This window comes from uncultured Alsobacter sp. (assembly GCF_945952055.1).
In the GTDB taxonomy this organism is placed as follows: Bacteria; Pseudomonadota; Alphaproteobacteria; order Rhizobiales; family Beijerinckiaceae; genus Alsobacter.
This window is the reverse complement of sequence record NZ_CAMFHB010000016.1, coordinates 39,305-58,718: the sequence shown is the minus strand read 5'-3', so window position 1 is coordinate 58,718 and position 19,414 is coordinate 39,305. Positions and strand designations below refer to the sequence as shown.

Here is a 19,414-nt window from a genome sequence, read left to right as displayed (position 1 = left end):
GCCTCCCTCACCAGCGCTTCGTCTTGGCGTTGTGCACGTGCAGGTGCTCGCCCTTCTTCACGGCGGCCTTGGCCGAGCCGATGTCCTCGCCGTACTTGATGATCGTGTCGCCGGACTTGATGTCCTTGAGCGCAACCTTGTGACCGATCGGGATGTCCGCCTTGGCCTTGAGGTTGAAGGTGGTGTCGGTCTCGGTGATCAGGCACAGCATGTTGGTGCCGGCCTTCAGGCCTTCGACCACGACCACCCCGACCGTATCCTTCGGGCTGTGGACGAGGCAGTGCGGAATGCTCATCGCGGACCATCCTTCGCGCGCGGAGAGACCGGCCGGTGGCCGGCGGAAGCCACGCGGCCGGCCGAGCCGGAAGGTCGCGCAGCGCTGGAAAAGGGATGACGAGGAGATCTCGTCGGTCTTGTATAAGATATAAGATGGACTATCCTGTCAACGATGAGCAGCCCCCCGTCCACCGCAACCCCGCCGCCGAAACTCGGTTTCCGCCCGCTGTACCAGCAAGTGCGGGACGACTTCGTGCAGCGGCTCGTCGACGGGCGCTGGACGCCGGGGCAGGCGTTGCCGAGCGAGATGGAACTCGCGGCCGAAGTCGGGGTAAGCCAGGGCACGGTGCGCAAGGCGCTCGATGCGCTGGCGAACGAGAACCTCGTGGTGCGCCGCCAGGGTCGCGGCACCTTCGTCGCCGAGCATGACGAGGCCCGGATCCTGTTCCAGTTCTTCAAGATCGTGCCGGACAAGGGCGAGAGCGGGTTCCCCGCCAGCCGCATCCTGTCGACCGAGCGCGGCGCGGCGACCTATGCGGAAGCCGGCGTGCTCGGGCAGCCCGTCGGAAGCCCGGTGCTGCGGATCGAGCGGGTGCGATCGCTGGGCGACCGGCCGGTCATCGTGGAAACGGTGACGCTGGCCGAGACCGTCTTTCCGGGCCTTGGCGACGGCGAGATCCCCAACAACCTCTATTCCCTCTATGCGACGCGCTACGGCGTGACGGTTGCGCATGCACAGGAAAAGCTGAAGGCCATCGCGCTGACGGCCTCCGACGCCACGGCGCTCGGCGTCGCCGCCGGGCACCCGGCCCTGCTAATCGACCGACGCGCGATCTCGCTCGACGGCACCACCGCCGAATGGCGCGTCAGCCGCTGCCTCACGGACGCGCACCACTACGTGTCCGACCTGAAGTGACGACGAAACGGTGCCGCGTGCTTCGGCAGGGCCGCTGAGCGGCCTGCCCGGAGCTGGCGAGTCTTTCTCCAAACCGCCCCCACGCCCCTCATCCTGAGCCACGGCCCGCAGGGCCGTGAGTCGAAGGACGCACAAAAGGGCCGCTGCGGTCACTCTGCGTCCTTCGACTCGGCCGCTTTGCGGCCGGCTCAGGATGAGGGAGATGGGGGGGGCGATTCACAAGCTCCGGGCAGGCTGCGCCGCGGCCGTGCAGGAGGACGCACGGCGGTTGCTTGCGCTCCGTCTCCCCTGCCCTAGATTTCTCCCAACAATGCTCCGCCAAGGAGCTTCACCGGGAGGACCTTCATGTTTTCACTTCGCCGTCTTGCGGCCGCCCTCGTCATAGCCACCGCCGCGGCCACGTCCGCGCAGGCGCAGACCTATCCCGACAAGCCGATCACGCTGGTCGTGCCGTTCGCCGCCGGCGGGCCGTCCGACGTCATCGCGCGCCTTCTGGGCCAGTCGATGTCGGCGACGCTCGGGCAGCAGGTCGTCATCGAGAACGTGGCGGGCGCCGGCGGGACGACCGCGGCTGGCCGCGTCGCCAAGGCGCCGGCCGACGGGTACACGCTGCTGATCCACCACGTGGCCCTCGCCGCGGGCGCGTCGCTCTACCCCAAGCTCGGCTACGACACGAACACCGCCTTCCAGCCGCTCGGCCTCGTCAACTACGGCCCGTTCGTGCTGGCAGCCAAGAACGGCTTCGAGCCCAACACCGCGGCCGAACTGTTCGCCAAGCTCAAGAAGGACGGACCGTCGGTCAACGTGGCCCATGCCGGCGTCGGCTCGGGCTCGCACCTGTGCGGCCTCATGCTCACCCAGGCCCTCGGAATCCAGGTCACCTACGTGCCCTACAAGGGCACGGGCCCTGCCATGAACGACCTCGTCGGCGGCCAGGTCGACGTGCTGTGCGACCAGACGACCAACGCCATCCCGCAGGTCACGGGTGGCAAGGTGAAGGCCTATGCCGTGACCTCGAACAAGCGCATCGAGCAGTTGCCGAACCTGCCCACGGTGGTCGAGGCCGGCATCCCCGGGTTCGAGGTGACGGTGTGGCACGGCCTCTACGCGCCGGCGGGCACCCCAGCCCCCGTGGTCACCAAGCTGCACGGAGCGCTGCAGACGGCGCTGGCCGACGCCACGATCCAGAAGCGCTTCTCGGATCTCGGCACCCTGCTGTTCCCGGCCGACCAGCGCAGCCCCGAGGCACTCGGTGCCTATCTCAAGGGTGAAGTGGCCCGCTGGGGCGAGGCCGTGGCCAAGGCCGGCGTGAAAGGCGAATAGGCGCTCACAGGGATGCTGCGCTCTCGCCTCAGCCTTCCCAATAAGTCTCCACGACCGGCCTGCCGCCGGTCGTTGCCGTGGAATGCGTCGTCGCGGGCCCCATCGGGATCCGCGCGCCCTCCCGGGCGAAGACGGCGATCTCGTCGAGCGCCAGCGTGAGCCTGAGCACGCGCCCGCCCTCGATCGCCTCGCCGCCCGTCGGGAACCGTCGCCAGCGGCCGTGGGGCAGGTAGACCTCCACCTCGCCGCCGGGGCGCGGGCAGGCCGCGACCAGAAGGTCCGGTCCGCACATCCACTGCTCGTCGAAGCCGCGGGCCGCCGGATCGTCCGGGAAAGCCAGGACCATGGCGCGCTGGACGGGAAGACCGCAGCGCGACGCCTCCTCGACGGCCTGCCAGAGATAGGGCAGCAGGCGGTAGCGCAGGTCCAGCGCCTGCCGGATCGCCGCTTCCGCCTCAGGCCCGTAGGCCCAGGGCTCGCGCTCGCCGATGCCGTGGAAGCGGAAGTGGGAGATGAACAGGGCCGCCTGCGTCCACCGGACATAGAGTTCCGGGTCACGGCGGTCCTTGTAGAAGCCACCGATGTCGCTGGCGTGGAACGGCCCGCCGGACAGGCCCCAGGACAGACCGCCGCGGATGGACGCCGCCAGCCCCTCCCAGTCGGCCTGCGGATCGCCGCCCCATTGCACGGGATAGCGCTGGCTGCCGGCCCAGCCCGCGCGGCCGAACAGGAACGCGCCGTCCGGCGAGGCGTAGGCCTCGGCCGCCTCGTGGACGCACTTGTTGTAGAGCAGCGGATAGACGTTGTGCAGGCGGTCGCCGGTGTCGCCGTTGTGGGCGACGCAATCGGGCTCTACCTGCTCGCCGAAGTCCGACTTCACCATGTCGACACCGAGCGCGAAGAGCTCGCGGTGCGCGTCGCACCACCAGGCGTAGGCGTCCGGATGGGTGAAATCGAGAATGCCAGAGTCCGGGAGCTGCGTGAGCACCTTGCCGAAGGGCTCCGGATCGAAGGCGTAGCGGAACGGCTCGCCCGTGCGCCGGTCCTTGAGAAGCCATCCCTTGGCGGCGAAATCGGCGAAGTACGGCCCGTCCACGGAGACGAGCGGATACTCCCAGATGCAGATCTTGAAGCCGAGCGCCTTGAGCTCGGCGAAGACGGGCCTGGGATCGGGGTAGCGCTTCGGGTCGAAGAAGAAGTGGAAGCGCGTGTCGGTGTCCTGCCACGCGCGCCCGTCGAAGGTGATGGTGTCGCACGGCACGCCGCGGCGACGCACCTCGCGGGCGGCCTCCAGGATCTCGTCGGCCGTGCGGTAGTAGGCCTTGGAGAGAATGGTCCCGAGCGACCAATAGGGCGGCAGCGGAGCGCGTCCCGTCAGGCCGGTGTAGGCCCGCAGGATCTCGGCTCCGTCGCCGCCGGCCATGATGAAGAGGTCGAGACCGGGGTCCTCGACGACGATGGCGTAGGAACGCTGGGACCACAAATCGAACCCAACGGCGTGCGTCACCGTGGCGGGCGTGTGGGTGAAGACACCCCAGCCCGAACGGCCGACGGCGCCCGGCGACCAGGCGAACGGGGCGTTCTTGTAGGCGCGCTCGCCATTGACGCCGAGGGCGTCGAACACAAGGGATCGGACGAGCTGCCCGCGCTTGTCCAGCCGGCCCCACTTCTCGCCGAGGCCGTAGACCGGCTCGCCGGCCGCCAGGTCGAGGGCCGCGAACCAGCCGCCCTCGGGACGCCGTGCGAAGGGCGGAAGCCGATGCTCACGGACGAAATGCCCGTCGGTGGCGGACTGCTGGACCAGGCGCCCGTTCTTCTCCAGCCGCACCGTGAGCGGGGCATAGCCCAGCGTCAGGCGGAAAGCGCCCCAGGCGATGACGGTCCGGTCGACATTGGCGTCGATCGTGGCCGGCTCGATCCGGGGTTCGCCCACCAGGATCGGATAGGCGGGCCCCTGCGTGCCGATCCGCAGGCGGACGCCGTCGGCGAGCGCGTCGATCAGCAGGTCGCCCGCATCGGTCGGCAGGACGAATGTTCCGTCGCCCGCCCGGGTGGCGCCGCCGGCGGCGGAGAGGGCCGGCAGGCGCGACCAGAAGGGCTCCTCGGGAAGCGGCAGGATGCTCAAGGCGTGGTCTCCGGGCGCGGGCGTCAGGCGATTTCGACGACGGGGATCGCGAGCTTCTCGCCGACCGCCCGCAGGGCTTCGCGGTGGTCGCCATAGGCCATGGCGACGTGGTGCTCGAGTTGCTGGCCCATCAGGGCGGCGGCGACCTCGCCGGCGGGCCGGTCGAAGCGCACCACGCCGGAGGTTCCGGTGAAGCTCATGGGCGCGGCGAGGACCTCGCCGCCGGCGATCACCAGCTTGGTGTCGTTCTTCGCCTGGCTGATCCGGCAGGCCGTGAACCGGCCGGGCTTCAGCGTGAACTCGGCCAGCAGCGGCATCTTGCGGTTCGTGTGGATCTGGGCCCGCGGCGGCGTGGCGGAGTCCGCCATGCCGATCGGGGCGGAGCCGCAATGCCAGAACACCCCGGTGTTGGACGCCGCGTCCATGTCGACGATGTCGACCAGCCAGGACGGCGCGCCGGCGAGGTTCTGCAGCAGCAGCGAGGTGACCGCGCCGTAGACGTCGGCCTCGCAGGCGCAGGGGACCCCAGCCCCTGTCATCATGCCCATCGGGCCGCAGGCGGCGCAGCCATAGTCGGTGAACATCTCGGGCCAGCAGCGGACGGCGAGGCCCTTCAGCTTGCCTTCGCCGACGATGCCCTCGAGCGCCCGGAACACGCGCAGCGACCGCTCGAGCTGCGGCTGGTCGACGCCCTCGAGGCCCGAGATCGCGGCGTCCGCCGCAGCCCGGGCACTTTCAACCTCAGGCTGCGCTACCGCCCTTGCACCGTCGAAAACGCGAGTCAGCGGAATCGGTTGGACCGACATCCCGACAAGCTGCTTCAACGCCGCCGGATCGTAGCGGCAGGTGTCGAAGCCCGCGGGATGCTCGCCGACGAGGCCGATCGTCGTGCCGCGCAGCGCCGCCAGCGCCGCCTCGGCCTGGGCCGCCGCGCCCGCGCCGGCCGTGTGGCCGACGGGCTCGGCGGACGCGACGACGCCCTGCCCGCCCTGCGCCATGGCCCCGACGTCCGCCGCGGCCTCGGGTGCGTCCGGCGCCGCATAGAGCCACGCCGCCTTGCGGCCGGCCCGGCCGAGCGCGTGCATCGCCAGGTTCAGGCCGCAGAAGGCATTGAGGCGCAGCCGGCCGCCGATGCGCGGCTCCGGGAAGGCCCAGATGCCGAGGGGAGCGGACACCGTCTCGGCGATCTTCACCGTCATGGTGGCGTCGGTGAAGGTCACCTGCATCACCAGGACGAGGTCGAGCGCCTCGCCCGCCAGCGCCGCGAGGGCCGCCGTGGTCGCGTCGGCATCGAACAGGAGGTCCCGGCCGCCGACGGTCACGATCCCGGCCTTGTCGAGGGCCGCGAAGGCCGCGGCCGCCATCTCCTGGGCGTAGGGGACGTCGAAAGTCGGCCGGGCGAGCGGCAGGACGCCGATGCGAGGGGCCATGTCAGCCTCCGAACCCGGCGTAGTGGTGGCGGAAATCGCCGTCCGAATGGGGCACCGTGACCGCGCCGCCGAAGCGCGGATGGGCGAACCAGGGTGTCGCCTTGGCGTCCGTGAGCGCGTTGATGTCCTTCATGTAGGGAATGCTGTCGCGCCGCAGGCCGGCCTGGATCTCGTCCCAGTCGGGAAACTGCTGGAAGGGCTTCGCCCAGATGGCGCGCCCGGCGAGGTAGCCGCTGGCGCCCGCCCGATAGGCATGGGCCAGGATCGCCTTGAACTCGGCCATGCCCGCGCCCGCCGAGAGCATGACCCAGGGACGTCCGGCAAGCTTGCCCATCTCGTCGAACAGGCGCTGGACGGCCTTGTCCTCGCCCTGCTGCGGCACGTTTCGCGCCGGCACGGGGCTTTCGAGCTTGAACACGTCGATGCCGAACTTCCGGTCCGCGAAGACGCGCACGCTCTCCAGCACCAGTTCGGACTTTTTATCCGCCATCTCAATGTACTGCGTCGTCTGGTTCGCCTCGTTTGGCAACGGATAGACGAGCAGCTCGAACAGGAACGGGATGTCGTAGCGGGCGCAGGCCTCGCCGATGCGGGCCGTGAAGTCCTGCTGCTTCTGGTTCACCGACGCGTCGGCGTCCGGGCGATACCAGGCCAGCACCTTCACGGCGTCGCCGCCGCAGCGCTTGATCTTCTCGACCGACCAGTCGTCGATCTCGGATGAGAGCCGGCCGCCCGGGGTCGACTGGAAGATCGAATCCTCCAGGGTCACGATCAGCCCCTTGGCCGGCGACAGCAGCGTCATGCCGCCGGGAAGCGCGTAGTGCGGATCGAGCAGCATGGCCGAGGACTCGGCCTGCAGTTCGTCGATCAGCATGCGCTTGAAACCCGAGACGTCCTCGTAGGGCGCCTCGGCGGTGCCGCGCTTGGCCTTGATCGGATCCTTGATGGGGGGACGCTGGTCCACGGCGGTCATCTTGAACCGCCCGCGCGCGTCGGCCATGCGGCGCATGCCCCAGATCTTGCCCGCGGAAAGCTCCATCACCCGTTCTCCCTGGTCCTGTCGTTCATGAAGGCATCGACTTCGGCCCGCGTCGGCGCGCCGGCCCGCCCGCCGAAGCGGGTGCATTTCAGTGCCGCGGCGGCGGAGGCGAAGCGCACGGCGCCCCGCGCGTCGCGCCCCTCGGCGAGCCCCAGCGCCAGCGCGCCGTGGAAGACGTCGCCGGCGCCCAGCGTGTCGACGGGGACGATCGGGAACGCCGGCTCATGGGCGATGGCCCCGGCCTCGGTGAACCAGACCCCGTTGCCGCCGTCGGTCACGGCCATCCAGGTGTCGGCCCGCTTTGCGGCGGCGGCGAGGCCCTCGCGCGGATCCTGGAGACCGGTGGCCTCGCGCAAGGCCTGCGCGGCCCAGGCCACGTGGGTGGCCGCGGAGAGAAGCTCGGGATGGCGCACGGCACGGTCGGCGTCGAGCACGCCGTAGCCGCCGGAGGCGCGCGCCGCGGCGAAGAGGGCGAGGCCCCCCTCCTCCCAGCGCGTGTCGGCCATCACCGCGCGGATGCCGTCGGGCAGCCGGGGCGGCAGCCAGCCCGCGTCGGCGGGAAGCGTGTCGTCGGCATAGTTGATGACCATGCGCTCGCCCCGCGCGTCGACCAGGACGGCGGAGGACGAGGAGCGGTGGCCGGGGAAGCGGCGGCACAGGCTGCAGTCGATGCCCTCGGCCTCGAGGTCCGACACGATGTCGCGGGCGGTGGTGTCCTCGCCCAGCCGGGTGGCCAGCATGGCCCGGGCGCCGAGTCGCGCCACGGCCACGGCGGCGTTGGCTGCTATGCCGCCCCCCACCACCGCGAGGTCCCGTGCCCGGTGCTTCTCGGCCGTGGTCGGGATGGCGTCGAGCCCGAAGACAAAATCCTGCGTGGCGATGCCCACGCACAGCACGCCGGCCATGGTGCGTCCCGATGAACATGACGGACGGGGCAGCCCGTGGCCCCCCCTGCGACGAGACGGACCGTAACAGGTCTTGTATCTTTTACAAGACTTGGGCAATGTGGGCTCATCGGTCCGGCAACGTCCGGGCTTGTGCTCCTTTGGGCAGCACGGGGGAGGTGGCGCGTGGCGGCAGTCGAAATCCGTTCGGTCCGCAAGTCCTTTGGCCGTGTCGACGTGATCCACGGCATCGACATCACCGTCGACGACGGCGAGTTCGCCGTGCTGGTCGGGCCGTCTGGCTGCGGCAAGTCGACGCTCTTGCGCATGATCGCGGGCCTGGAGAGCGTCAGCGACGGTGAGATCGCCATCGGCGGCAAGGTCGTGAACGACCTGCCCCCGCGCGAGCGCGACATCGCCATGGTGTTCCAGGACTACGCCCTCTACCCGCACAAGACGGTGGCCGAGAACATCGCCTTCGGGCTGCGCATGCGCGGCACGCCGAAGCCGGAGATGGAGAAGCTCGTCCGCGAGGCGTCCGACATCCTGCAGATCGGGCATCTGCTCGAGCGCAAGCCGGGCCAGCTCTCCGGCGGGCAGCGCCAGCGCGTGGCCATGGGCCGGGCCATCGTGCGCCGCCCAAAGGTCTTCCTCTTCGACGAGCCGCTCTCGAACCTCGACGCCCAGCTGCGGGCCGAGATGCGCATCGAGATCAAGAAGCTGCATCAGCGGTTCGGCACGACGATCGTCTACGTCACCCACGACCAGATCGAGGCGATGACGCTGGCCGACCGCATCGCGATCCTGAAGGGTGGCTACCTGCAGCAGTTCGCCAGCCCGAACACCTGCTACGCCAGGCCCGTCAACCGCTTCGTCGCCGGCTTCATCGGCTCGCCGCCCATGAATTTCGCCGAGACGGACGTCGATGCCGGCATCAGCCGCCTGTCTCTCGGCCAGGGGCTCAGCGTGCCGGTGAGCCCGGAGGCGCGCCAGCGCCTCCAGCCGGCCGCCGGTCGGCGCGTGGTGCTCGGCCTGCGGCCGGAGCACGTGAAGCCCGGCGCGGGTGGCCCCTCGAGCGTGCCGGCCGGCGTCGAGCTGGTGGAGCCGCTCGGGTCCGAAACGCTCGTGCTCTTGCGCCTCGGCGACGCCCTGTTCACCGGCCGCTTCCCCGCGGAAGCCGGCCTGAAGCCCGGGGACACGACCCCGGTCGACTGCGCCTTCGCGAATGCCCACCTCTTCGACCCGCAAAGCGGGCAAGCCCTGACAGCCTGATAAACAACGGGAGGACACCACCATGAGGAAGTTCATCACCTTCGCGCTCGCCGGCACGGCGCTCGCCCTGGCCGGCGCGTCGAGCGCGCTGGCCCAGACGCAGCTGCGCATCTTCACCGGCGGCCAGCAGCGCCCCGACGTCATGCGCCAGATCCTCGAAGGCTACATGGCCAAGAACCCCGGCGTGAAGGTCGAGGTCGAAGTCGGCGGCGCCACGTCCGAGCAGCAGCAGCAGTACCTCAACACCGTGCTGGCCTCGCGCGACAGCTCGCTGGACGTGGTGCTGATCGACGTGATCCGGCCGGCGCAGTGGGCCGCCGCGCAATGGGCCGAGCCGCTCGACAGCTATCTCGGCGCCGACAAGGACGCCACCATGGCGCGCTACCTGCCGGCCTACCGCGAGGCCAACATCGTCGACGGTAAGGTCATCGCCCTGCCCTACTTCGCCGACGCGCAGTTCCTCTATTACCGCAAGGACCTGTTCGAGAAGTACGGCGTGCAGCCGCCCAAGACCTGGGCCGAGCTGAAGGACGCCTCCAAGAAGATCCAGGACGGCGAGAAGAACCCCAACCTGTCGCTGTTCCAGACGGCCGGCGCCCCCATCGAGGGCACAGTGTGCACCTACCTCGTCCCGCTGTGGCAGCTGGGCGGCAACCTCACCGACAAGAACGGCAAGCTGAGCCTGTCGGCCGACATCGCCAAGAAGCCCTTCGAGCTGTGGGGCGACCTGAAGGCCGCTGGCGTTCTGCCCACCAACATCGCCGAGATCGTCACCGACCGCATGCGCCAGAACTACCAGGCCGGCCAGCTCGTCTCGACGATGAACTGGGGCTTCGTCTGGAACCGCGTCGAGAACGACGCCGACAGCCAGGTGAAGGGCAAGACCGGCGTCGTGCCGATGCCCGCCTACGAGGCCGGCAAGTCGGCCACCTGCATCGGCGGCTGGCAGCTCGCGGTGACGGCCTTCTCCAAGAACAAGGCCGAGGCGGTGAAGCTCATCCGCTACCTGTCGAGCCCGGAGGTCTCTAAGCAGCAGGCGATCCTGGCCTCGCACCTGCCGGTGTTCCCGGACGTCTACACGGATGCCGACGTGCTGAAGGCGAACCCGTGGTTCAAGGATGCCCTGCCGGTGGTCCAGACCGCCCGCTCGCGCCCGGTCACGCCGCGCTACAACGAGGTGTCGGAGATCATCCGCACCAACATGAACTCGTTCCTGGCCGGCACGAAGACCGCCGACGCCGCGCTCGCGGACATGCAGTCCAAGCTCGGCACCATCTTCAAGTGACGTGAGCGCGGGAGGGACGGGGTCCGCCCCGTCCCTCCCGCACGGCTCTCCGGACCCTTTTCGGTGAGCTCCATCCTCTCAGCCGTCATGGCCGGGCTTGGCCCGGCCACCCACGACTTCAGCGCGGCCCCGGCGAAGTCATGGATGCCCGGGCCAAGCCCGGGCAGGACGAGCGGGGAGTTCGTGCCGACCGACGCACGACGTTTCAGCCCAGGACGCCCGCCATGAGCGCAGCCACTCTCGACAAGGCGCCTCCCAAGGCCAAGCCCCGGCTCTCCCCGCTGGAGCGCTCGGAACGGCGGCTGGGGTTCATCCTCCTGGCCCCGGCCTTCCTGCTGCTCGCCGTGGTCGTGCTCTACCCGATCATCGAGCTCCTCACGACGAGCGTGCGCTTCTACCACCTCGCCCAGCCCTGGATGGGAACGCCCTTCATCGGGCTCGAGCACTACGCCCGCGCGCTCTCCGACGAGCGCTTCTGGGAGAGCACGCTCAACACCGTGCTCTACATCGTCATCACCGTGCCGGGCGCCGTCATTGTCGGGCTCGGGCTCGCCTTGCTGGCCAACCAGCCCTTTTCCATCAAGTGGCCGGTGCGCCTCGGCCTGCTGCTGCCCTGGGCGCTGCCGCTCGTCTTCGCCGGCCTCATCTTCCGCTGGTTCTTCGAGTACAACCAGGGCCTCGTGAACAACGCGCTGGGCTTCTTCGGCATCGGGCCGATCCCGTGGCTGACGAACCCCACCTTCGCCTTCGCGGCCACCTGCATCGCCATTGTCTGGAAGACCTCGAGCTTCGTGGCGCTGGTGCTGCTGGCGGGCCTGCAGACCATCCCAAAGTCGCTCTACGAGGCGGCCGAGATCGACGGCGCCGGCAAGTGGCAGCAGTTCGTCGAGATCACGCTGCCGATGCTGCGCCCCGCGATCGTGGTGGCGCTCATCTTCCGCACCATCACGGCGATCCAGACCTTCGACATTCCCTACGCCATGACCAATGGCGGGCCGGGCCACTCGACCGAGACGCTCGCCATGTACATCCACAAGACGACGATCGACTTCCTGGACCTCGGCTACGGCTCGGCGCTGGCGGTGCTGATGTTCATCGTGTCGGTGATCGCGACGACCGGGTACCTGCGCCATACGCGCCGCGACCCGCGCAAGGCCTGACAGGAGACGTCATCATGGCCATGGCCCTGCCCCGCTTCCCCAACAAGCGCAAGATGATCTGGCTCGCCGCGCTCATCGTGGCCGCCAACGGCTTCCTGCCGGTGCTGTGGATCCTGCTCACCTCGGTGAAGACCGAGACCGAGCTGATGCGCCTGCCGATCACCATCCTGCCGGCGGCGCCGACGCTGCAGAACTATGTCCGCGTGTTCACCGACCAGCCGATCCACCTCTTCCTGTGGAACAGCTTCGCGGTGGCGGTGCTGTCGACGGCGTTGTGCATCACGGTCTCGGCGCTGGCCGCCTACGCCCTGGTGCGCCTGCGCCTGCCGGCCCCCGGCCTGATCCTGTCGGTGCTGCTGGCGATCGCGATGTTCCCGCTGATCTCGCTGGTGGTGCCGCTGTTCCAGACCATGCGGTCGCTGGAACTCCTCAACACCTGGCCGGCGCTGATCCTGCCCTATGCCGTGCTGTCGATGCCGGTGTGCACCATGGTGCTGGTGTCCTTCTTCCAGGACATCCCCAACGACCTCGAGAACGCCGCCATGATCGACGGCTGCACGCGGGTCGGCGCGCTCTGGCACGTCGTCATCCCGCTGACGGCCCCCGGCGTGTTCACCGCCGCGATCCTCGCCTTCGTCAACTGCTGGGACGAGTTCCTGCTGGCGCTCACCCTGTCCTCGCGCGTGGTGAAGCGGACGCTTCCCGTCGGCATCACCCTCTACCAGGGCGAATTCGCCTTCCCCTGGCCGATCATCTCGGCCGCCCTGATCGTGGCCATCGTGCCGGTGTCGATCCTGATCGCCGTGTTCCAGGACCGGGTGGTCGGTGGCCTGACGAGCGGCGGGATGAAGGGGTGAGAGGCTGAGGGATCGTCTGCCCACGACTTGCGCCTCGCCCTCCGCGCGTCCTGGCCGGGCTTGGCCCGGCCATCCACGACTGAGGGACGGCCCCGGCAAAGTCGTGGGTGCCCGGGCCAAGCCCGGGCAGGACGACTGAGAAGTGGGCGCAGCCTGGACGTTGCCTTGACCGAACGAAGCCTCAGAACGCCTTGAACGTGATGATCGTGTGGGTGTCCTGGATCTCGGGGATCGTCTGGACCTTGGAGCCGACGAAGTGGCCGATGTCGACGTCGTCGTCGACGTGGAACTTGGCGAGGATGTCGAAGGTGCCCGCCGTGGAATAGATCTCCGACGCGATCTCGGCGTCCGCGAGGCGGCTCGCCACCTCGTAGGTCTTGCCCAGCTTGCACTTGATCTCGACGAAGAAGGTCTGCATCGCGCTCGTTCCGTTGCGGTCCGGCTGGACCATAGAGCGTTGGCGGTTTCTCGTCGACCGCCGCCGTGCTTAATTGCGCCCCTCTTGCCGCCAGACCCGGAACCGTCATGCCTGCCGATACCGCTCCCGTCATCCTGCTCGAGGATTATCGCCCATCCGACTGGCTCATCGACACGGTGGACCTCACCGTGAGGCTTTATCCTGGCGAGGCGCAGGTGATCGCGAGTCTTGCCCTGAGGCCCAATCCGGCCGGGCAGCCGGGCGGCCTGCTGGCGCTCGACGGTGACGAGCTCAAGCTCGTGTCGGTGGCGATCGACGGCATCCCCGTGCCCAAGGCGGCCTACGTGGCCGGGCCGCAGGGCCTGCGCTTTCCCAACCCGCCGCCGGTGCCGTTCACGCTGACGCTCGAAACCCGGCTGAAGCCGGAGGCCAACACCAAGCTCATGGGCCTTTACCGCTCCTCGGGCGTCTGGTGCACCCAGTGCGAGGCCGAAGGCTTCCGCCGCATCACCTATTTCCTCGACCGGCCGGACATCATGTCCGTCTACACGACCCGGATCGAGGCGCCGAAGGACGAGGCCCCCGTCCTGCTCGGCAACGGCAATCCGGTCGAGGCGGGCGACCTGCCCGCCGGCAGGCACTTCGCCGTATGGCATGATCCCCATCCCAAGCCCTGCTACCTCTTCGCCCTCGTGGCCGGAAAGCTCGGGCGGATCGGCAGCCGCTTCACGACGCGGTCGGGGCGCCAGGTCGAGCTCGGCGTCTATGTCGAGACCGGCAAGGAGAACCGCGCCGGCTACGCCATGGACGCTTTGATCCGCTCGATGAAGTGGGACGAGGACGCCTTCGGCTGCGAATACGACCTGGACGTCTTCAACATCGTCGCCGTGTCCGACTTCAACATGGGCGCGATGGAGAACAAGGGGCTCAACGTCTTCAACGACAAATACGTGCTGGCCAGCCCCGAGACCGCGACCGACGCGGACTACGCCAACATCGAGGCCATCGTCGCGCACGAGTACTTCCACAACTGGACCGGCAACCGCATCACCTGCCGCGACTGGTTCCAGCTGTCGCTGAAGGAAGGCCTCACGGTCTTCCGCGACCACGAGTTCAGCGCCGACATGCGCTCGCGGCCGGTGAAGCGGATCGCGGAGGTGCGCAACCTGCGGGCCCAGCAGTTCGCCGAGGATTCCGGCCCGCTCGCCCACCCGGTGCGGCCCAACGCCTATCGCGAGATCAACAACTTCTACACGGCCACCGTCTACGAGAAGGGCTCGGAGCTCATCCGCATGCTCAAGATCCTGATCGGCGAGCGGGCCTTCCGCGCCGGCATGGACCTTTATCTCCAGCGCTGCGACGGCACGGCGGCGACGGTCGAGGACTTCCTGGCCTGCTTTGCGGAGACGAGCGGGCGCGACCTCAGCCATTTCTCCCTCTGGTACCGGCAGGCGGGCACCCCCACGCTACTCGTCCACGCCCATCACGACGAGGCGTCCGAGACGCTGCGGCTCGACTTCGCCCAGACGACGCCGCCGACGCCGAACCAGCCGACCAAGGATCCGGTCGTCATTCCGGTGAAGCTCGGCCTCGTCGATCCGGCGCTGGGCGACCTGCCCTTGCGCACGCTCGACGGCCAGACGCTGGAGGACGGCGTGTTCGTCCTCGACCGCGCGACGGCCTCCGTCACCTTCACCGGCGTGGCGAACAGGGCCGTGCCGTCGCTGCTGCGCGGCTTCTCGGCCCCGGTGCGCCTCGACTTCGCCCTGAGCGCCGACGACATGCTGGTGCTGCTGGAGCGCGACAGCGACGCGTTCAACCGCTGGCAGGCGGCCCAGGGCTTCGCGACGCAGCTGCTGCTGGACGCGGTCAAGGCGCTGCAGTCGGGGCAGACCCCGCACTTCCCGGCCCGTTTCGCCGAGGCGCTCGGAGTCCTGGTGGACGGCAGCGCGGACCATGCCTTCGTGGCCCAGGTCCTGAACCTTCCGTCCGAGGCCGACCTGGCCCGCGAGATCGGCACCGACATCGATCCCGACGCGATCGTCGGCGCGCGCAAGGCGCTGCGCGCCTTCGTCGGCCACACCCTGGCCGACCGGCTCGCCGCGGCTCACGCGCGCCTGGCGAGCACGGGCTCGTACAGCCCGGATGCCGACAGCGCCGGACGCCGCGCGCTGCGCAACGCCGCGCTCGATCTTCTCGCCGAAGGCGACGCCCCGCGCGGCACCGCACTGGCGCAGGCCCAGTTCCGCTCGGCCGACAACATGACGGACCGTTTCGCGGCGCTGGCCGTGCTGGCCCACGTGCCCGGCGAGGCCCGGGAGTCCGCCCTGGCGGACTTCGGCCGCGAGTTCGCGGAGGATCCCCTCGTCCTCGACAAGTGGTTCGCGCTGCAGGCGAGCATTCCGGAGGCGCCGACGCTCGACCGGGTTCGGGCGCTGATGCAGCACCCGGCCTTCTCGCTCACCAACCCCAACCGCACGCGCGCGCTGGTGGGCACCTTCGCCATGGCCAACCTGTCCCAGTTCCATCGGGCGGACGGCGCCGGGCATGTCTTCGTGGCCGACATGGTCCTCGCGCTCGATGCCACGAACCCGCAGGTGGCGGCCCGCATCCTGGGCTCTTTCCGGACCTGGCGGGCCCTGGAGGCCGGGCGTCGCGCCCAGGCGGAAGCGCAGCTGCGGCGGGTGGCGGCCGCGCCCGCGCTGTCGCCCGACGTCTACGATATCGTGACGCGGTGCCTGGCTTGACAACAATTACCGTCGGCTGCGCGGCAATTTGACGGTTATCTTGTAGGGTTTTGTAGGCACACCACGAGATGTAGTATCGACGTCTGACTGAGACGCAAGGCTTCATTAACCTCTTGCAAACGGTCGGCTCTCGGATTCAGATCAGGTTGATTCGGATAGATGCGGCACGTCTTCCGAAGGGGACGGATGGAATCCGAAAGGGGCTCTGCATGGCGCGAAGCATCGCGGCCATTATACCTGCGCGCGCGTCCGGTATCCCGGGCATCGCGCGGTCTCTGGCGAATCCCACATATTTAAAACTTGTGGATGCCGAGCCTTGGCTGCGGGTCATCGTCCCGGTCATGCTGCTCATCTTCCTGGGCGCGCTGGGCAGCATGTCGTTCATGCAGGTCACCACCACGCGTCAGGAGGCGATCGCCGATGCCGTGGGCGACGTCGACATTTTCGGATCCTATCTCGCCGCGGAGCTGAAGCGCGCCGACCCGGCCTTCGAAGGCGTGCAGCGTGTCGGTGCACGCCTCGCCACCGCCGTTCCCGACCATGCGATGCGCCACGGCCGCTACGTCCTCGTCACGGACGAGGGCGGGCACGTCGTCGCGAGCCTCCCCGCCGGGATCGCCTCGGGCGTCACGCTGGTGGACGTGCTCGGCCTCGCCCAGCCGCTCACGACCTTCGCCGACCAGGCCGGGGTCATGCTGGTCAATGCGCCCGGCAACGTTTCGGTCATTGCCACCGTGCGCGCCCTCGAGGGCGGACTGGGCCAGGTGGCCGTGGTCCAGCCGCTCAATGGGGCGCTGGCGGTGTGGCGCGCCAAGACCACGTCCTTCCTGCTGCTCGTGGGTGCCGCGGCCCTGGTTCTGTCGGGCATCGGCACGGCCTATTTCTGGCAGGCCTGGCGGGCGCGCCACGCGGATGCGATCTGCGACAAGGTTCGCCGCCGGCTCGACATGGCGCTGTCGCGCGGCCGATGCGGCCTGTGGGACTGGGACATCGGTCGCGGCACGATCTACTGGTCGGACTCGATGTACGAGATGCTCGGCTACGAGCGGCAGAGCGAGTTCCTGTCCTTCGGCGACGTGAACCGGCTCGTCCATCCCGACGACAGCAATCTCTACGCGCTCGCCGACACGCTGGCGGGCAGCGAGGCGACCACCGTCGACCAGGCTTTCCGGGTCCGTGCGGCGGACGGCCAGTGGGTCTGGCTGCGGGCGCGCGCCGAGCTCGTCCGGGACGGCGAGAACCGCGATCCTCACCTCGTCGGCATCACCATCGACATCACCGAGCAGCGCCGCCTCGCCCAGGAGACGGCCCAGGCCGACGCGCGGCTGCGCGACGCCATCGAGGCGATCTCCGAGGCCTTCGTGCTGTGGGACGCCGACAACCGTCTGGTGATGTGCAACAGCAAGTTCCAGCACCTGCACAACCTCGCCCACGATGAGATCGCTCCGGGCACGCCCTACGAGCACCTCGCCCGGGTGCTCACGCCGCCGGTCGTGCAGAACCGGCTCGACGACGACCGCGTGGTCGGCGGCGCGCGCAGCTACGAGGCCCAGCTGCCCGACGCCCGCTGGCTGCAGGTCAACGAACGCCGGACGAAGGATGGCGGCTACGTCTCCGTCGGCACGGACATCACGCAGCTCAAACGGCAGGAAGAGCACCTTCTCGACAGCGAGCGGCGGCTGACCGCCATGGTGCTGGACCTCAAGCGCTCGCGGCAGACGCTCGAGCTGCAGGCCCAGCAGCTCGCCGACCTGGCCGAGCGCTATCTCGAGCAGAAGGCCGAGGCCGAAAGCGCCAACCGCGCCAAGTCCGAGTTCCTCGCCAAGATGAGCCACGAGCTGCGCACGCCGCTCAACGCCATCCTCGGCTTCTCCGAGGTGATGGAGGCCGGGATCTTCGGGGCGCTCGGCTCCGACAAGTACGTCGCCTACTGCAAGGACATCCGCAAGAGCGGCGAATACCTGCTGGGCCTCATCGCCGACATCCTCGACATGGCCGAGCTCGAGGCCGGGCGGATCCGCATGGACCGCCAGACGCTGGTGCTCGACGAGATCGTCGAGGGCACCCTGAAGGAGTTCCGCGGCCTGGCCGCCAGCCGCAACCTGGAGCTGGCCTGCGACCTTCTCCCCGGAGCCACGATCCACGCCGACCGTCGGGCGATCGCCAAGATCCTCTCCCACCTCCTCAACAATGCGGTGAAGTTCACGCCCGACGGCGGCAAGGTCGCCGTGCGGGTGCGCCGGGTCGGCGAGGCCGTCAATCTCTACGTCGAAGACACCGGCGTCGGCATTCCGAAGGACGCCATGCGCAAGCTGGCCCGCCCGTTCGAGTTCGTGAACCTCGACGCCTCGAAGCCGTCCGAAGGCTCCGGCCTGGGCCTGGCCATCGCCCGCTCGCTGGCGGAGCTGCATGGCGGCGGCCTGCGCATCCGCTCCTGCGAGGGCATGGGGACGATCGTCCTGGTGCACCTGCCGACGCGGGCGCAGACGGGCTACGAGATCGTGTCGGGCGCCCTCGCCTGACGCTCCCGGCTCGTCGCGGCTAGAGTCCGACGGCCCGCAGCCGCCCGACCTCGATGCCGTTCCAGTTGGTCATCACCGGACCCGCGAGCTCGGCCACGCCACGGGCGGCATCGCCCTCGAGCGGCAGGAAGCGCTGGATCGCGGCGGCCAGCAGCACCTCGGCGGCACGGCCCTGGCCGTCGTCGCATTTCAGCGCGATGCCGAGGCCCTGCTCCGGCAGGGCGGCGCAGAACACCCCCTCCGCGCCCGTCTTGGAGAACACCCGAGCGCCGAGAAGAGCCATCAGCCGTGTGTCGAAGCGGCCGGTCCCGGCCACCATGAAGGGGTGCGCGGCCACCGCTTCGCGCAGGCGCCGCGCCGCGGCGGCGCGGTCGCCCGGGAGCCCGATGCCCGTTCCCAGCTTTGTGAAGGCCCGCGCCAGCGCCACGATCGGTGTGGCGTAGGTCGGGATCGAGCAACCGTCCACGCCGCGCGCGGCATCGGACAAGGTCACGCCGGCCATGTCCTCCATGGCCCGCTTGGTCGCGCGCTGGACGGCGTGGTCGGGGCCGACATAGCCGGCGGGATCGACACCCTGCGAGCAGGACAGGCAGACGAAGCCGGCATGCTTGCCCGAGCAGTTGTTGTGCAGCGCCGTCGGCGCCTGCCCGTCACGCGCCAGGCCGCGGGCGGCCTGCTCGTTCATCGGCCAGTGCACGCCGCATTCGAGGCAGCCCGGATCGCGCCCCGCCTTGGCCAGCATGGCGGCGGAGGTCTGCGCATGGAGGGGCTCGCCGGAATGCGACGAGCAGGCGAGCGCCAGCTCGGCCGGCGTGAGGCCGTAGCGGTCCGCGGCCCCGCTCTCCACGAGCGGAAGGGCCTGCAGGGACTTCACGGCCGAGCGGGGAAAGATCGCCCGGTCGATGTCGCCCAGCGAGAACACGGTCTTGCCGGTCTCGTCGACCACCGCGATGGCGCCCCGATGGCGGGACTCCACGGCGCCGCCGCGCGTCACCTCGACGATCACCGGATTGTCCATGGTTTTTGTCCTTCAACGATGTCAGACCGAAGGGCGCGGACATTGGCAGAGGTCGCGCGAAATGGCCAGCCGGCGACGCCCGAGCTTGCCGAAAGGTCCCCCGGCGGATAAGCCGACGACCCGGAACGGCTGAAGGAGACTG

At 69.4% G+C, this 19,414-nt stretch carries 15 protein-coding genes; 8 read left to right on the top strand and 7 right to left on the bottom strand.

The window, feature by feature from the left end:
* Positions 1–7 precede the first annotated feature (7 nt).
* On the bottom strand, positions 8–295 hold the full coding sequence (locus tag Q0Q47_RS13965) for a UxaA family hydrolase (protein WP_293860667.1): 288 nt from the start codon (positions 293–295) through the stop codon (positions 8–10).
* A 153-nt stretch (positions 296–448) separates the two neighbouring features.
* On the opposite strand from Q0Q47_RS13965, the gene Q0Q47_RS13960 reads away from it, so the two are divergent.
* Positions 449–1,192 (top strand): GntR family transcriptional regulator, encoded by a 744-nt coding sequence (locus tag Q0Q47_RS13960; protein WP_293860664.1) that lies wholly within the window; start codon positions 449–451, stop codon positions 1,190–1,192.
* Between the two features lie 345 nt (positions 1,193–1,537).
* The gene (locus Q0Q47_RS13955) at positions 1,538–2,515 is read left to right on the top strand and encodes a tripartite tricarboxylate transporter substrate-binding protein (RefSeq protein ID WP_293860661.1); all 978 of its coding nucleotides are present in this window, start codon (positions 1,538–1,540) and stop codon (positions 2,513–2,515) included.
* Between the two features lie 28 nt (positions 2,516–2,543).
* Here the strand turns inward: Q0Q47_RS13955 and Q0Q47_RS13950 are convergent, their stop codons facing one another.
* Genes Q0Q47_RS13950 through Q0Q47_RS13935 form a run of 4 tightly spaced genes read right to left on the bottom strand, consistent with a single transcriptional unit; the run spans position 2,544 to position 8,014 of the window.
* Positions 2,544–4,640 carry a TIM-barrel domain-containing protein gene (locus Q0Q47_RS13950; protein ID WP_293860658.1) on the bottom strand — a complete coding sequence of 699 codons (2,097 nt, stop codon included), beginning with the start codon at positions 4,638–4,640 and terminating at the stop codon, positions 2,544–2,546.
* Between the two features lie 23 nt (positions 4,641–4,663).
* Complete coding sequence (locus tag Q0Q47_RS13945; protein WP_293860655.1) at positions 4,664–6,070, bottom strand: hypothetical protein; 1,407 nt, start codon at positions 6,068–6,070, stop codon at positions 4,664–4,666.
* Position 6,071: 1 nt separating this feature from the next.
* Positions 6,072–7,109 (bottom strand): tagatose 1,6-diphosphate aldolase, encoded by a 1,038-nt coding sequence (locus tag Q0Q47_RS13940; RefSeq protein ID WP_293860652.1) that lies wholly within the window; start codon positions 7,107–7,109, stop codon positions 6,072–6,074.
* A complete protein-coding gene (locus Q0Q47_RS13935) occupies positions 7,109–8,014 on the bottom strand; it encodes a PfkB family carbohydrate kinase (protein ID WP_293860649.1) in 906 nt (301 codons plus the stop codon). The genes Q0Q47_RS13940 and Q0Q47_RS13935 overlap by 1 nt, the downstream gene beginning before the upstream one ends.
* Positions 8,015–8,179: 165 nt before the next feature.
* Here Q0Q47_RS13935 and Q0Q47_RS13930 point away from each other — a divergent pair, with 165 nt between their 5' ends.
* The 4 genes from Q0Q47_RS13930 to Q0Q47_RS13915 all read left to right on the top strand — a co-directional run bounded on the left by Q0Q47_RS13930 (position 8,180) and on the right by Q0Q47_RS13915 (position 12,567).
* Positions 8,180–9,265 carry an ABC transporter ATP-binding protein gene (locus Q0Q47_RS13930; protein ID WP_293860646.1) on the top strand — a complete coding sequence of 362 codons (1,086 nt, stop codon included), beginning with the start codon at positions 8,180–8,182 and terminating at the stop codon, positions 9,263–9,265.
* Between the two features lie 22 nt (positions 9,266–9,287).
* Entirely contained in the window at positions 9,288–10,550 is a 1,263-nt protein-coding gene (locus Q0Q47_RS13925; protein ID WP_293860584.1) for an ABC transporter substrate-binding protein, read from the top strand.
* 224 nt (positions 10,551–10,774) lie between these two features.
* Positions 10,775–11,710, top strand: coding sequence for a carbohydrate ABC transporter permease (locus Q0Q47_RS13920; RefSeq protein ID WP_293860581.1), 936 nt, complete (start codon positions 10,775–10,777; stop codon positions 11,708–11,710).
* A 14-nt stretch (positions 11,711–11,724) separates the two neighbouring features.
* A complete protein-coding gene (locus Q0Q47_RS13915) occupies positions 11,725–12,567 on the top strand; it encodes a carbohydrate ABC transporter permease (RefSeq protein ID WP_293860578.1) in 843 nt (280 codons plus the stop codon).
* A 181-nt stretch (positions 12,568–12,748) separates the two neighbouring features.
* On the opposite strand, the gene Q0Q47_RS13910 is transcribed toward Q0Q47_RS13915, so the two are convergent.
* Positions 12,749–12,985 (bottom strand): Lrp/AsnC ligand binding domain-containing protein, encoded by a 237-nt coding sequence (locus Q0Q47_RS13910; protein ID WP_293860575.1) that lies wholly within the window; start codon positions 12,983–12,985, stop codon positions 12,749–12,751.
* Between the two features lie 107 nt (positions 12,986–13,092).
* On the opposite strand from Q0Q47_RS13910, the gene pepN reads away from it, so the two are divergent.
* Together pepN and Q0Q47_RS13900 are read left to right on the top strand one after the other, a co-directional pair.
* Positions 13,093–15,732 (top strand): aminopeptidase N, encoded by a 2,640-nt coding sequence (gene pepN, locus Q0Q47_RS13905; RefSeq protein WP_293860572.1) that lies wholly within the window; start codon positions 13,093–13,095, stop codon positions 15,730–15,732.
* Between the two features lie 341 nt (positions 15,733–16,073).
* The gene (locus Q0Q47_RS13900; protein ID WP_367278249.1) at positions 16,074–18,254 is read left to right on the top strand and encodes a PAS domain-containing sensor histidine kinase; all 2,181 of its coding nucleotides are present in this window, start codon (positions 16,074–16,076) and stop codon (positions 18,252–18,254) included.
* Between the two features lie 19 nt (positions 18,255–18,273).
* On the opposite strand, the gene Q0Q47_RS13895 is transcribed toward Q0Q47_RS13900, so the two are convergent.
* Positions 18,274–19,272, bottom strand: coding sequence for an asparaginase (locus Q0Q47_RS13895; RefSeq protein WP_293860566.1), 999 nt, complete (start codon positions 19,270–19,272; stop codon positions 18,274–18,276).
* Positions 19,273–19,414: the final 142 nt, after the last annotated feature.

Coding starts and splice junctions, on each gene's coding strand:
- Q0Q47_RS13920 (WP_293860581.1), top strand. CDS start 10,775: ATGAGCGCAGCCACTCTCGACAAGGCGCCTCCCAAGGCCAAGCCCCGG.
- Q0Q47_RS13935 (WP_293860649.1), bottom strand. CDS start 8,014: ATGGCCGGCGTGCTGTGCGTGGGCATCGCCACGCAGGATTTTGTCTTC.
- pepN (WP_293860572.1), top strand. CDS start 13,093: ATGCCTGCCGATACCGCTCCCGTCATCCTGCTCGAGGATTATCGCCCA.
- Q0Q47_RS13915 (WP_293860578.1), top strand. CDS start 11,725: ATGGCCATGGCCCTGCCCCGCTTCCCCAACAAGCGCAAGATGATCTGG.
- Q0Q47_RS13910 (WP_293860575.1), bottom strand. CDS start 12,985: ATGCAGACCTTCTTCGTCGAGATCAAGTGCAAGCTGGGCAAGACCTAC.
- Q0Q47_RS13955 (WP_293860661.1), top strand. CDS start 1,538: ATGTTTTCACTTCGCCGTCTTGCGGCCGCCCTCGTCATAGCCACCGCC.
- Q0Q47_RS13925 (WP_293860584.1), top strand. CDS start 9,288: ATGAGGAAGTTCATCACCTTCGCGCTCGCCGGCACGGCGCTCGCCCTG.
- Q0Q47_RS13900 (WP_367278249.1), top strand. CDS start 16,074: ATGCTGCTCATCTTCCTGGGCGCGCTGGGCAGCATGTCGTTCATGCAG.
- Q0Q47_RS13940 (WP_293860652.1), bottom strand. CDS start 7,109: ATGGAGCTTTCCGCGGGCAAGATCTGGGGCATGCGCCGCATGGCCGAC.
- Q0Q47_RS13960 (WP_293860664.1), top strand. CDS start 449: ATGAGCAGCCCCCCGTCCACCGCAACCCCGCCGCCGAAACTCGGTTTC.
- Q0Q47_RS13895 (WP_293860566.1), bottom strand. CDS start 19,272: ATGGACAATCCGGTGATCGTCGAGGTGACGCGCGGCGGCGCCGTGGAG.
- Q0Q47_RS13965 (WP_293860667.1), bottom strand. CDS start 295: ATGAGCATTCCGCACTGCCTCGTCCACAGCCCGAAGGATACGGTCGGG.
- Q0Q47_RS13945 (WP_293860655.1), bottom strand. CDS start 6,070: ATGGCCCCTCGCATCGGCGTCCTGCCGCTCGCCCGGCCGACTTTCGAC.